General features: G+C 45.3%; 12 protein-coding genes. 1 reads left to right on the forward strand and 11 read right to left on the reverse strand.

Annotated features, from left to right (window positions below; all coding sequences use genetic code 11):
* Window positions 1–302: 302 nt before the first annotated feature.
* The 4 genes from RH88_RS20850 to RH88_RS20865 form a co-directional block, all read right to left on the reverse strand.
* Complete coding sequence (locus RH88_RS20850; protein WP_005599784.1) at window positions 303–2,246, reverse strand: diguanylate cyclase domain-containing protein; 1,944 nt, start codon at window positions 2,244–2,246, stop codon at window positions 303–305.
* A gap of 2 nt (window positions 2,247–2,248) precedes the next feature.
* Window positions 2,249–2,782: a YfiR family protein gene (locus RH88_RS20855; protein ID WP_005599787.1), complete on the reverse strand. Its 534-nt coding sequence runs from the start codon at window positions 2,780–2,782 to the stop codon at window positions 2,249–2,251.
* A gap of 13 nt (window positions 2,783–2,795) precedes the next feature.
* Window positions 2,796–4,940, reverse strand: coding sequence for a TonB-dependent receptor plug domain-containing protein (locus RH88_RS20860; RefSeq protein WP_040758053.1), 2,145 nt, complete (start codon window positions 4,938–4,940; stop codon window positions 2,796–2,798).
* Window positions 4,941–5,122: 182 nt separating this feature from the next.
* Window positions 5,123–5,992 carry an AraC family transcriptional regulator gene (locus tag RH88_RS20865; RefSeq protein ID WP_005599790.1) on the reverse strand — a complete coding sequence of 290 codons (870 nt, stop codon included), beginning with the start codon at window positions 5,990–5,992 and terminating at the stop codon, window positions 5,123–5,125.
* A gap of 197 nt (window positions 5,993–6,189) precedes the next feature.
* Between RH88_RS20865 and RH88_RS20870 the strand changes: the two genes are divergently transcribed.
* Window positions 6,190–7,341, forward strand: a complete 1,152-nt coding sequence (locus tag RH88_RS20870) for an aminotransferase-like domain-containing protein (RefSeq protein WP_005599793.1) — start codon at window positions 6,190–6,192, stop codon at window positions 7,339–7,341.
* 69 nt (window positions 7,342–7,410) lie between these two features.
* On the opposite strand, the gene RH88_RS20875 is transcribed toward RH88_RS20870, so the two are convergent.
* From RH88_RS20875 to RH88_RS20905, 7 genes are all read right to left on the reverse strand, one after another.
* A complete protein-coding gene (locus tag RH88_RS20875) occupies window positions 7,411–7,974 on the reverse strand; it encodes a cytochrome b/b6 domain-containing protein (RefSeq protein ID WP_005599795.1) in 564 nt (187 codons plus the stop codon).
* Between the two features lie 245 nt (window positions 7,975–8,219).
* Window positions 8,220–8,882: an HAD family hydrolase gene (locus tag RH88_RS20880; protein ID WP_005599797.1), complete on the reverse strand. Its 663-nt coding sequence runs from the start codon at window positions 8,880–8,882 to the stop codon at window positions 8,220–8,222.
* Between the two features lie 2 nt (window positions 8,883–8,884).
* Entirely contained in the window at window positions 8,885–9,904 is a 1,020-nt protein-coding gene (locus tag RH88_RS20885; protein ID WP_005599799.1) for an ABC transporter ATP-binding protein, read from the reverse strand.
* Window positions 9,904–10,689: an ABC transporter permease gene (locus tag RH88_RS20890; RefSeq protein ID WP_005599801.1), complete on the reverse strand. Its 786-nt coding sequence runs from the start codon at window positions 10,687–10,689 to the stop codon at window positions 9,904–9,906. The genes RH88_RS20885 and RH88_RS20890 overlap by 1 nt, the downstream gene beginning before the upstream one ends.
* Complete coding sequence (locus tag RH88_RS20895) at window positions 10,676–11,587, reverse strand: ABC transporter permease (RefSeq protein ID WP_005599803.1); 912 nt, start codon at window positions 11,585–11,587, stop codon at window positions 10,676–10,678. The genes RH88_RS20890 and RH88_RS20895 overlap by 14 nt, the downstream gene beginning before the upstream one ends.
* Window positions 11,584–12,408, reverse strand: a complete 825-nt coding sequence (locus RH88_RS20900; protein ID WP_005599806.1) for an alkaline phosphatase family protein — start codon at window positions 12,406–12,408, stop codon at window positions 11,584–11,586. The genes RH88_RS20895 and RH88_RS20900 overlap by 4 nt, the downstream gene beginning before the upstream one ends.
* Window positions 12,409–12,459: 51 nt before the next feature.
* On the reverse strand, window positions 12,460–13,536 hold the full coding sequence (locus RH88_RS20905) for an ABC transporter substrate-binding protein (RefSeq protein ID WP_005599808.1): 1,077 nt from the start codon (window positions 13,534–13,536) through the stop codon (window positions 12,460–12,462).
* Window positions 13,537–13,711 lie beyond the last annotated feature (175 nt).

Raw genomic sequence — 13,711 nt, forward strand, 5'->3', positions numbered from 1 at the left:
CTATAGTGTGCTATCAGCTTGTTATTTAGCGCTGATGAGCTTATTCGTCTGGGCATAAACCCTTGGTTATTATGTGGTTTAATATAGCGCTGGCGTGAGGAAAAAGGTTTGCTTTATTGATTATAAAGCGCGGCACTTAGAGAAAAATATTCTACTAATATCGGTTTTATAGTGCAGACTTTCTCAATGCGTGGTTTGTGATTGCAAGGCGATGTTTTCATCGAATAAAAAATTCCCGCCGGGGCGGGAATCTTGAGTACCAAGCTATCGCAACCGCAGACAAAATGGCTGCGAACCAGAGTTTATGCGGATTGTCCTACCTCAGTTTCATTGCTTCGAGCATGGATATGATCTAAGCAGTAGAACTGATTTTTGCCTTGGCGTTTAGCGATGTACATTGCTTCATCCGCCTCGGTGATTTTTTGGTCTAGGCTAGTCGTGTCAGTGGCTGGCCAGTAGCTGATACCTAAACTTGCTGTCACTTGGCATGCGACACCATCAATCATAAACGGGGTTGAGAGCTTCTCTACCACTCGGTTGAAAATAGAGGGTGAAGAGCACATGCCGTTAATTCCCAACAAGAACTCATCACCCGCAAGGCGAGAGACGATGTCTTCTTGTGCAAGACAACTGGTGAGTCGTTTACCTACCATACAAAGTAATTGGTCACCGACTGCGTGTCCGTGTTCGTCGTTGATGGCTTTAAAGCCATCTAGATCGATGAAACACACCATTTGCGACTCACCATTGTTGTGTGACTCTTGCAAGCGGTGAACGGCATTAGCGCGGTTTGCTAGGCCAGTAAGTTGGTCATGGTTAGCAACATAGTTGAGTCGTTTCAGCTCCAGTTCGACACTTTGATCGATGAGCGTGAATACCAATGCTTCTACTTTGCCTTTGGCATTACGCAGGCTGCGCACCGTAAGTTGGCAGGGTAACCAATCAGTCTTACAGCGTACTTTTGTCTCTAATGACAAACGACCGTTTTTAAGCAGCGTTTTCAGTTGTTTAAGGTTGTTAAATTTGTTGTCAAAAGCCAAGTCGTATAGTGAATCTAACGGCCCAAACCATTGATGGCTTTGTTGGTTTTGCATTTCAACTTTAAAATTACGAGACACCACTAATACGGCATCTTGGTTTTGTTCAAACATCAGCTCAACCAGTTTACGGCGATGCTCTGCAAGATGGCGCGCAGTAATATCTTCCAGTTGTAGCAATACGTGCTTATTTTCGTCCATCGGATGGCAACTAACCTGGTAGTGACGTTGAGTTTGAATTGCCCGCATTTCGATGGCATGCAGTGGCTGTTGATTGTCGATAGCCGCTAATACTTCTTCAATGGCGCTGCGTGGCTCAAAATAACGTTCCAACACACAACGAGTATTATTGACATGCTCGATGTCTTTTAGCTCTCTTGCGGCCGCAGGATTGTGATAAGTGATGGTGTTCCCCGGAGAAACCACCATGATGCCACGTTTCATTACATCAAGTGCACGATAGATGTAGCGGTTTTTTTGCTCAACGCTATCCAGTGCTGAATGCAATTGGAATTCACGCTCGCGCAGGCTGCTGACCATTTCGTTAAAACAAGTCGTGAGTTTGCCCAGTTCATCGTCATGCAGCACCGGAAGCTCTTTTTTCAGCACCCCATCGCGAGTCATTTTTTCCATTGAATGGTGTAAAGCACTCAGCGGCGTGATGATTAAACGATGCAGTGAGCGGGCAAATAACCATGCCAAAACGGAGAGAGAAAGTGTAATGATTAGCAATGAGGTCCACAGTTTGTTTGCCATTGCCTTGAGGTACTCGAGCGATACCCAAACTTTTAGTGTACCTAGCTGCTCTCCGCCTAACGAGATTGGTGTCGTGTGCACTTCAAACTCTTTGCTTTGGCATTGCACAACCCCATTGTTCCATGCACAGCCACGAGGTATGCGTTGAATGTCGATAAATCCTTGGTGTTGACTGTTAAGAACTTGAGCGGCGATGATATCGGGATCAAAGGTCAGGTTGTTCAGTTGCTCTTGTGCAGATAAAGAGTCATCAAAGGTCAGCGCCGCTGGCAAGGTATTTGCCACCGCTTGGGTGAGCACGCTGATACGATGATCGAGATTCACTTTTTGCGAACTGACGTTAAATTGAATGGCGAGCGCACCGATGCCGCCAATAATAAAGGTCACCATTAACCATGTTGGTAAGATCATTTTGTAGCGTAGCGGTAGACCAGCCATTAATGTCGTAATCATGGTTATGCCTCGCTCGCTAAGATGGCGACACTGAGTAACTGTGCGCGCAACTTGATCTGGCTAGGCTCAATATTTTCACGAGAAATCATTGGTTTGATGCGATTGTTTACTTTCACAAATGCAATCATGCCACCACATTGAATAAAGGCTTTATTGGTACCGACCAAAAGTGCGTGTGGGTAATCAAGTTTGAGTTGAGCGACGGCTTGCTCATCCGCTTTATCGACATAGAGTATGTGACAAATCGAGCTGTCAGAGTGCTCACCAATATTATCGTAAGTTGCTAACTCTGGTTTGCTCAACACGATATCTTGCAGGCGCAGGGCGACATCTGATTCTTCGGTTACGCAAAACTCCAATGGCCGACTCGGCACGCCGGTTTCTTGCCAATCAGACAGCAGCGCAAAGCGGTACAGATAGACCGCCATCAGATCTTCATCGCTGTATTTAGCGCTTGCACTAGTGGTGAACAACAGCAGCCCCAACATCAAGCTGGTGCAACTGCTGCTCATATAGCGGAAAAAACGTTGCATCATAGGCTTAGATTACTCATATCTCTTGTGCAACGGCCCATTCGACCGTTACCCAATATTGTGTGCCGTTTTGGAATGGCCCCATACTTTCAGCAAACTCAACGTCTTGATCGGCGCCAACACCTTCAACGGTTGCGGTGATCCTTGGTGAGTATTGGTTGTACTTCCAGCTCAAAGACAAATCGAGGTTCACAACTTCAGGCCATGTATAATCATATGGGCCAGTAGGTTTATAGTCTTGATGTAATTGTGATTTACCGACATATTGCAGTGTCGCATTGGCCCACCACTGTTCATTAATGTCCCACATGATTTGGGTATTAATGAAGTGGTTCGGTTCGTTTTCAATCTTCCGTTTATCATAATTACTACATAAGCTGGTTTGGCAGTGGCCAATAATGCGTTTGTAACTATAGTTCGTATTGATTTGTAACTGATCCAATGGTTGCCATTTGGCGGATATTTCACCGCCATAAGTTTCAGTCCAAATACTGTCGGTTACTATGCTTCCTTGCGATACAATTAATGTCTCTGGTTTTGACCAATCCAGATAGATATTTGTATAAAGATAGCTACGTACATTGTCATGAATACTGTAATAAGTGCTCAGGCTTACATTTAGACGATCGTCTTGCCAGAAGCGATAACCTAACTCGTAGGTTTCAACTATTTCTGTTTTGAGTTTGTCATTGCCAAATTGGCCAGTAACGATATAAACATCGTCTTGATTCCCGGTTCCTTTACCACACCAAGGAGATTGGTGTTCAGGTGGTACGTTACAATCTAAGACGGTATTTTGTTTAAAATAGGTATCACGCTCTAAACGAGAAGGCGTGACTACCGCTTTTCCCCAGCCAAACCATAAGCTTTGATTGTTAGTTAACTTTTGGCTTAGGCGAATTTGCGGTTGAGCGTCGATTTCGTCGGAGATATTATTGTACTGCCAACGGTTACCCATCATTAAATTCGTTGAGTCACTTAGAGGGATATTCCAGTTGGAATAGATGCCATAGCTTTCGTTGAAGAACTTTGGGTCATCGGTAATGCGTAAATATGGCATAGTAAATTTGTCATATGTACTGTAGGTAGCCAATTCTTCATCGATAAGACGAACGTTGGCCCCAATGGTCAGTTGAGTTCCCCACAGGTCATTACTATTCCATCGAGAGTCGAGATCGAAACGGTAATATGTTGCATCTCGAGCTGTGCTGTCATTTGAGCTATAAGTTAACCAAATGTCACTTTCGATTGAGTTACCATTTTGCATCTCATAGATATGGTTGGTACCGACAAAATATTCTTCCATGGTCATTTCGGTGTCATATTCTGTAAATGCAGGCGTGTTAGGGAAGTAAGCATTCGGATGATAGTTTGCCCATAAGTAATCTTCACGTGAGCGAATGCCACCCGCCTGGATGCTCAAAGTATGGGCAAGTTTTTGATAATCGAAACGGCCACCAAAACGTTCGGTATAAACGGTGAAATGATCAATCGCTTGAACGATATCTTGCTTGCTTGTCCATGGTGGATGTTCAACAAACTCAAAATAACCGCTGAGATAAGCATAGTCACTCACCTGCCCAGCGTGGCGCATTTGGTACTCACTGTAACCCCAGTTGCCGGTTTTTACTGTCAGTTGCGCTTCTAGTGCATTTTCGGCTTCAAGAGTAATAATGTTAATTACTCCCGTTACAGCGTTGCCACCCCATGTCGTCCCTACTGGGCCAAGGACAATTTCGATTTGTTCAATATTGTCAATGCTGACTGGAATGAGATCCCAGTCTACGCCTGAAAACATCGGGTTAAAGACACTGCGGCCATCAACCATCACTAATAAGCTGTTACTTAGAGCTTTATTGCTACCACGAGCTGTAATGCCCCAGTCATAGTTTGAGTATTTGGCAATATGCAATCCGGGGGCGAGTGCAAGGGCATCGGCGACAGAGCGAGCCCCGGAACGGTTAATTTCTTTGGCAGTAATCACATAAACCGCAGCAGGTGTATCCGCTAGACTTTGTGAGGTGCGAGTGGCTGAGGTGACTTTTGTTTCCGCTAGGGAAGTCAGTGACATGTTAAGCAGGTCATCAAGCGAATCAACGGCGAATGCTGGAAGAGTACATAACAATGACGCGAGTAGGGGCGTTATTTTTATTATATGCATGGTAAACGTTTGCCTAGCAGCGGTTTTTTTATAGTTCTAGCTATTAACCGCATGGGGTAGGGTTATATTTTGGGAAAATGTATCACTAAATGAGAATTTATGCAGTTATATAGGATACTAATTGCTTTAAATATAATGATGGTTTCGATTGAATTCATTTATCGCGTTTTTAATGTCTGTTATTAAAAGAAACCAATCGGCAAAAAAAAGTCTAACTCGAAGTGTTCGCTATCGTTGAGAAAGTGATTTTGATGGTAGTGCACATAGGCGGGTGTAGAGTGCAATTTAAACCCTGAATTAGGCAGCCACTTTTCGAGGATCAGGCTGATCTGCGGCAGTAGTTCGCCATAGTTTCCTTCCAACCTAAAGACGGCATGTAAGCCTCCGGGTATCACCATTTGATTGACCACGCCGCGAACTGCGACGGGTTTGTCGATCGTCATGCAGGCCACATAACGTGATTGGTTGAGTTCGACCCAGGCTGGATTGGAATGATGCAAGCCAAATTGTTCGGTTACTTTGCGTCCCTCTGAGTTTGCCCATGCGTTGAGAATAAGCCATGCCTGCCGAATGGAGCGGTTATAACCGACGTGTCTAACATAGGCGACATTTCGTGAGGGTACGTTAAGGATTTTGGCTAGCGGTATCGGACGCTGAGCAATGAGGCGATAGCCGGCGGCGATTTCTGCATCTTTTAAATAGGGTTTCGCTGAAGTTTGAAAATCGTGCTGTCGCCATTGTCCGGGTGCCATATGAAAGGTGGTTTTAAATGCACGGCTAAATGATGAAAGCGAACTAAAGCCACATTTGTTAGCAATATCAATCACAGGTGATTTGGTGTCGAACATCAATTGGTTTGCAGCATATTCCATCCGTGTTCGGCGAATATATTGATGGAGTGATTCTCCCACGACTTGTTTGAAGATACGGTGAAAATGTTGTTCGGAGTAGGCCGCGATTTTGGCTAACTCTCGGCCGGCCAATTCTTGACTAATATCTTGATGGATATAAAAAAGAACATCATTGATTCGAGATACGTGCTGCTGGTTCACCGTTAAAATTCGCATAAATGGACATAACAGAGAGCATAAATGGACAAATCAATTCGCGCAACACGCAGTACTATCAATAAACACAACAAATTGTACATCACTTCGCAAAATAGGTTTTTAAACCATGGAAGTGGGTACTTTGACCAAGTACAGAGATGACTTGGCAACGATAAAAAACAAAAACAGACAGGGACTCCATGGAAATTGCGCGCGCGTTACAACAAGTAAAATCGTCTTATATTCGGGAAATCCTCGCGGCTGCGTGTGATAAAAATGTCATTTCGTTGGCGGGTGGTTTACCGGACGAATCGACGTTCCCTATTGATCTTATGAAGCCGATGTTAAATAGCTTGGCCACTATGCCAGAGGTCTTCCAATACGGCTCGACAGCCGGCTATACGCCGTTGCTCAGTTTCTTGCGTGATTACTATCAATTGCCTGATTCTCATCAAGCGATGGTGACGACAGGTTCCCAGCAAGGTTTGGATCTGATTGCGCGTGCTTATATCGATCCAGGTGATACTGTGATAATGGAAGCGCCAAGTTATCTTGGTGCAATGCAAGTATTCGGTTTAGTTCAGGCTAATTTAGTGACGATTTCTCAAACCGAATTAGGCCCAAATCTTACAGAGCTAGAACGAAGCTTTGTTGAGCATAAGCCAAAGATGTTCTATGCCGTACCGGACTTTCATAATCCGACTGGTGTCTGCTGGACGTTAGAGACTCGCCAGAAAGTGGCACAATTATGTCAACAGCATGAAGTGACGTTTATTGAAGATGCTCCCTATCGTGAATTGCGCTTTGAAGGGCAAGCACTACCGATGGTGTCAGAGTTTTGTCCGCAGCACTCTATCGTACTGCGTTCGTTCTCAAAAATTGCCTCTCCGGGTCTGCGTATTGGTGTTGTGAGCGGCAAGCAAAGCTTCATTGAGCCTCTGATTAAAATTAAACAAGGCGCCGATCTCCACTCTAGTGTGCCGATGCAAGCGCTGCTGCTTGGTTTATTGCAACATGATGACTTCCCAGCGCATATTGAATCGATTCGCTCGTTATATAAAGCACGTTATGAAACGCTTTATAGTGAGCTTAAGCAGCAGTTACCAACATCATGTGAGATTAACGCGGTTGATGGTGGGATGTTCATTTGGGTTTCGCTTCCACAATGTGACACTTTTGAGTTGGCAAAGCAGTTACTCGCAACGGGGGTTGCTGTGGTGCCAAGCCCAGTATTTTACCCTGAGGCAGAAAGTGCTCCTGCGGCGTTGCGTCTAAACTTCACTAACGCAAATCAACAAGAGCTTATCGAAGCGGTAACTCGCTTAGCGCAGGGCTTAAAATCGTTCTTATAGAAGACGAAGCATCACGTTTGAATTATAAAAAAGGGGCGTTTAATGCCCCTTAACTACATCTGTCGATATTTATCCTTTATTACGCCACCAGTGAATATAGTGCAGTAGTGCCATACCACCATGTGCGTAGAAGTAAGTTTCGATTAAACCAACGCTGGTTTTGTGTATTTCGAGAAGTTGTGGTGCGGTGCCTGAGTTACTGGCGACGAGATACCATATCGCCCCCGTCACTAATGCGAGCACTAAAGCAAGTAGACCTAAACCTTCAACGGTCGCCGCTAAACCTGCTGGTTGTGATTCGGGTAGGCGTAACGTGCTAATGACTTTTATGTCTATTTTAATTTGGTTGAGATTACCAGATAACCAAGGGTACATATCGGCAATGGTACGGCGTTTAATGACTCGGTAGACAAACACCAATGTGATAGGCAGTAAGCAAAGTCCACCATAAGCGTGCAACTTAGCTGTGAGGTTGATGCTTCCCCACAGTGTATCCCCATGAACATGCATGAAATTAGAGGTAATGATCTGCACTAAAACCCAAATAAGAATTAAAGCGTGCAGCACTTTTTCTGATTTTGGTAGAGCAGCGAATAGCTCATCCACTCCTTCCTTTACACGTGATAATGCCATAATGCGATCTTCTATGCTGACTTATAATTTTATGAATAAAGACAGTATAGCGGCTGTCTTATTTTACTGAGTCTACGCCGTTCATTAGAGTGCGCTATGTTTTTACCTACAACATAAGTGCTCATTTTTGATAGTGGTGAAATAGAGGATAGATAGAGTTAGAAAGTTAAAATCACAAGTCTTTGGGGCTTTACTTTGTCGATAATACAAGAGCAAAGCCCTAGAAGCCTATTGACGAAGACGTGCTATCTCTCCCACTTGAGGATCTGCCAATTAGGTTGGTTGGCATGCTCGCGCAAACGTGGGCATGGATTGACTAGATAGGTGAAATCGGCGTACTGACACAATGGCAGGTCATTAATCGAATCACTATAGAAGTGAATCGGAGAAAATCGCTGCTGTTGGGCGAGTCGCCATGCTTCAAGGCGAGTGACTTTGCCTTCACGATAGCTTGGTACGCCGAGAATATCACTGCTGTAACAGCCGTTATTTTGGAAAAGATCAATGCCTAATGCATGGGGAATCCCGATCCGCTTTACGACGGCTTCGACCAAAAAAGTGACGCTGGCAGAGATCACCAACATATCGCAGCCATCATGGGCGAGTTGCTCGATAAGTTGTGTTGCTTGTGGGTATAGCCTAGGTAGAATGTCGCGAACAACACACTCGTCGGCGAGCTCATGAACCTGTTCAGTAGGTATATCAGCCAGTGGTGCCATGGAAAACTGCAGGTAGTCTTCCATATCCATTTCACCAGCGGCGTAGAGTGCCATTAAACGACGATCTTCAATCAGAAAATCCGGCTGTGTTGCGATGCCTTTTTCCACTAAGAACGCATTCCAAATCATGGCGCAATCACCATCGATAAGCGTGTCGTCCATATCAAATACATAGAGGGGGTTCGACATCGTTATGCTCTCACTGGCTGAATTTCGTTGAGGTTAAATAGGAGTTCAAGTTGGCTGCCGTTGGCGAGCAGTCGCTCTGATGAACGGTTTAATAAATCGACGGTTAATTCACACTGGTCAACGTCTACTTGATAGCGAATTACATTGCCAAGTAGCTGATGATTTTTAATCGTGGCGGTTTGAGGAGCAGAAATATGGCTGCCATAGTGGCGACCTTGCTCTTTGACGTAAATAGACTCAGGGCGAATGGCCACTTTCCATCCAGTATCGATATTAAATAGTCGCTTGGCGTTATGCGCTTCCACGAGATTGTAATGGCCCATAAAGCCGGCAACGAACTCATTAGCTGGTTGAGTGTAAATCTCCTCAGGTGTACCAGCTTGAACGATCTCACCTTTATTCATTAAGAAGATTCGGTCTGACATGATCATCGCTTCTTCCTGATCATGGGTGACAAAAATGGTGGTCAAATTCATCTCTTTTTGAATGTCGCGGATCTGCTGACGTAAGTGCTTACGTATCTTGGCGTCAAGGGCAGATAAAGGTTCGTCTAGCAGCAGGATACGAGGCTTGACCACTAAGGCTCGCGCCAGTGCGACACGTTGTCTTTGCCCACCAGAAAGCTCGTGCGGGTATTGTTTTTCTTTGCCCTTTAGATCAACAAGCTCAATGACTTTGGCCACTTCACGCTGGATCTCATCATTGGACAACTTCTTCATTTTGAGGCCAAAGGCGATGTTGCCCTCGACGGTCATGTTGGGAAACAGCGCATAAGATTGAAATACCATGCCAATACCACGTTGTTGCGGTGTTTGATGGGTGATCTCTTCACCGTTGACCCAAATTTCACCGCCGTCGACGGGGTTGAGCCCAGCAAGGCTACGCAGTAAAGTGGATTTACCACAGCCACTGGGGCCGAGTAAGGTAATGAATTCGCCTTGTTCGATGCTAAATTGAATGTTTTCGAACACGGTATTGTCACCAAAGCGTTTGGTTAGGTTGTTTGCGGTTACGTAGCTCATTATTTGGCTCCTTGGCTGAAACGGCTTGCTAGCCAAGTTAGTAAAAATATAAATAGGAAGTAGGTCATGACCAGTGCAGAGGTAAAGTGGCCACTGGTTTGACGCATATTGAATAAGTAGATTTGTAGCGTTTCATAACGCGTGCCCACCAGAATATTGGCAAACACGAACTCGCCTAATAGGAATGAGAAAGAGAGAAACAGTGACGCCATTAACCCTTTCTTTAAGTTAGGCAGAATAATTAATAAGAAAGCTTTACTGGTGCTTGCGCCAAGCAGGTGAGCGGCATCCATCAAATCATGCAAATGGATCGCTTCAAAACTGTTGGCTAAAGCGCGATACATAAAAGGTAAGGCGATGGTGAAATAAGTGCCGATTAAGATCCAAGGCGTACCAATTAAAGTGATTTCACTGTCGGCATAAAGCTGCAATAGACCAACCGATGAGACCACTGGCGGCACAGCAAACGGCAGCAAGATAAGGATGTTCATTACCTTGTCGAGTTTTGGAAAGTAATAGAACACCACAAAAATTGCCGGCAACACCAGCGCCACACTCAAGGCGAGTGATGCAATGCAGATGAACAATGAACGGCCAAAAGCATGTAAAAAACGCGGGTCGGTAAGTAGCTTAATATACCAATCTAAACTAAAACCATCAGGCAGAATGGTGGCGCCCCAACTCGAAGAAAGCGAATAAATGAGGGTCGCAAGAATGGGTACCAACATGATGCCAACAATGGAATACACCACGGTTTGATGAAAACGAAGGTTAACGTTTTGCATGAGACTTCTTCCCTGCGTAACTCTTTGAGATGAGCCATTGGTTGATGACGGTAATAAAGGCCAGCATAGCCATCAGCACCACAGAAATAGCAGCGGCTAAGTTAGGCTCAAGGAAGAGATCACCCGAGACAAGACTGGCAATGCGAATCGTAATCACGTTGTAGTTGCCAGAAGTGAGTGCATAGACACTGGCATAGGCACCAATGGCATTGGCGATCAAAATAATGAAGGTGCCAAGCAGCGCTGGTGAAAGCACGGGTAAAGCGATTTTGCTCCAGTATTGCCACGTTTTAGCCCCTAATAATGAGGCCGCCGCTTGCCAGTCATCGCTCAATGCATCAAAAGCAGGGTAGAGCAATAAAACCGCCAGTGGGATTTGGAAATAGACATAAATGATCAGCAATCCCCATTGACCATAAAGGTCGAAATCCCCCAATAAGCCATGCTGTTTTAGCAGTAAAGTAATCGCTCCATTGGTGCCTAAAATAATGATAAAAGCGAATGCCAAAGGAACACCGGAAAAGTTACTGCTCATATTGGTAAAGGCGATCACCCCATCGCGAATTTTGCTATCGACACGGCGTAGGGATGCAACCAGTAAAGTTGCGATCATCAAGCCGAATAGGCTCGACCATACGGCTAGCCAAAGACTGTTGCCAAACGCTTGCAGCATAAAGGCAGAATCAAGCACCTCTGTGTAGTTCTCTAACGAAAACGCCTCTTCGTAAATAAAGCTATTGATGAAAACCCACGCCATTGGCGCGAGCTGAAACAGGTAGAAGAACAAAGCAAAGGGGACGAGCCACAGAACGGGTTTGAAGCCTTTCAATCGATTGAGTGCTGAATGTGACCTAGATTGATAGGCGGTACTTGATTGTGAAATGACAGTGGTACTCATAACGCCAGCAACTCCGGAGTGTAGGGTTTGTCGTGTTCGAGATTAAGCAGTTGGCAAATCAAGCCGCAAATCTCGGTTTGTTTCACTTCGATTGGTTTTTGAGCATCAGCGCTGTGATGCGAAAACTGGTTGCCGATGACAAACATCGGTACTTCGCGCTCTTCAGGTAAAATGCCACCATGGGATAAATCGTTGTTCATGCCATGATCACTGGTGACGATCACTTGGTAATCGGCAGCTAACCAGCCATCGATGTAGTGAGACAAAATGATGTCTGCGTGACGAGCACTGTTGCGATACTGACGCGAATCCACGCCATATTTGTGGCCTAAATCATCGATGTTCATTGGGTGAACCAACAAAAAATCCGGCTGGTGGGTGAGACGTAAATGCTCGGCATCCAAAAAGAGTGCTTCATCAGGGTAATGATCCCAATGATAGAAGCAGCCATGTTGAATATTGAGTGCTTTGTTGTTGGTAAAACGGTCGCGTACGGCTTGGTAAGGCGCTTGGTTATAAAGTTCACTGACCCAATGGTAGGCGGCTGCCGCGGTGACTTTACCTTGCGCGGTAGCAAGACTAAAAATCGATTGCTGATGCGATAAACGGACAATGTCATTGTTGACGATACCGCTGTCGACCGGGCGCACGCCCGTCAGAATGCACTCGTATAAAGGTCGTGACATCGACGGTAATTCACACTGGATGGAATAAAGTGTCGCACGTTGCTGTTCTAGTAGACCATTGAGGTAGCCCATGCAATCACGGGCTACCGGGTAGTTGAGGCCATCTAGAACAATAAGGATAACCTTGTTGCTCATTACAGTTTCTCTATGAGTTCTAAAATAGAAGTTTTAGACATTGATTGCGGACTATTGTTGGTGGATCAGCACGCTTTCTTGCCATTGACGCGGCAGTTTGCGCGACGATTTTTCCCATGCAGAGAAATCACTAACCGGGTGAACATTGCCGTATTGGTCATTGGTCAGCAGCTTGTCTTGAATTGCTTTTGGCAGGGTAATGCTGGTACGAATAGGACGAGCGTAACCGTCAGCGAGGTTGATTTGGCCTTGATCGCTGAAAATATATTCGCGAGTAAGTTTGGCTGCGTTAGGGTTTTTAGCGTATTTATTGATGATGGTGGTATAGCCTGAAATGACCGAACCATCTTGTGGAATCGTAACGGTAAAGCGTTCACGATCAATTTTGTCGCGGTAATTTAGCGCGTTGAAATCCCACATAATGGCCACTTCAACTTCGCCTTTTTCAAGCGTAGCCATGTTTGGATCGGTAAAGGACAAACGGCCCTGTTTGGCGAGCTCGGCAAAGAATTTGATCGCGGGCTTCAAGTTGGATTCGTCGCCACCATTGGCAAAGGCTGCGGCGAGAATGGCATTATTGGCTTGAGCAGCAACACCGACATCACCGACGGTTACCTTGTAATCACCCGTTAATAGGTCGCTCCAGTTTTTCGGTGGGTTATCGACCAATGTATTGTTGGCAATAAATGAAATTGTCCCGGTATACGCCAGTGCCCAGTGGCCATCTTTGTCTTTAGCCCAGTCAGGGATATCATTCCATGTGGTTGGTTTGTAAGGTTGAGTGACCCCTTTTTTGACCGCAACGCGAGCAAAGGCAAAGCCGATGTCACCGATATCTGCCGTGGCATTTTTCTTCTCTGCTTCAAACTTGGCGATTTCCTGCGCTGAACTCATATCAGTATCTTGGTGTTTTAAACCGTAGTTCGCATTGATATCTGCCCATGTTCCTTGCCAGTTTGCCCAACTATCAGGCATACCGACGCTGTAAACCGCCCCTTCTTTTTGCGCCGCTTTAACCAGTGTTTCTAAATTGGCATCATCCGTTGATGTCGCGAGAGCCGGTACAGAAAGTGTCGCCGCTGCCAGAGTGGCAGATACAAAAGTGGAACGACTTAACAAAGTTTTCATAGTCTCTATCCTCTTGGACTAGGTCAGTAAGTTCGTTTTGTATGCTATGGGCGTAATGTGACGGTTTGGCGCAACTTATTTGACAGTTTTGATGCTTTTCGATGGCAGTTATATTTCACTTTGAGCGAGGTTAGTGATGACAACTCTGTTTTCAATCAGCCTGTTAGCTGTCATA

This window comes from Vibrio scophthalmi LMG 19158, assembly GCF_000222585.1.
Taxonomy (GTDB): Bacteria; Pseudomonadota; Gammaproteobacteria; order Enterobacterales; family Vibrionaceae; genus Vibrio; species Vibrio scophthalmi.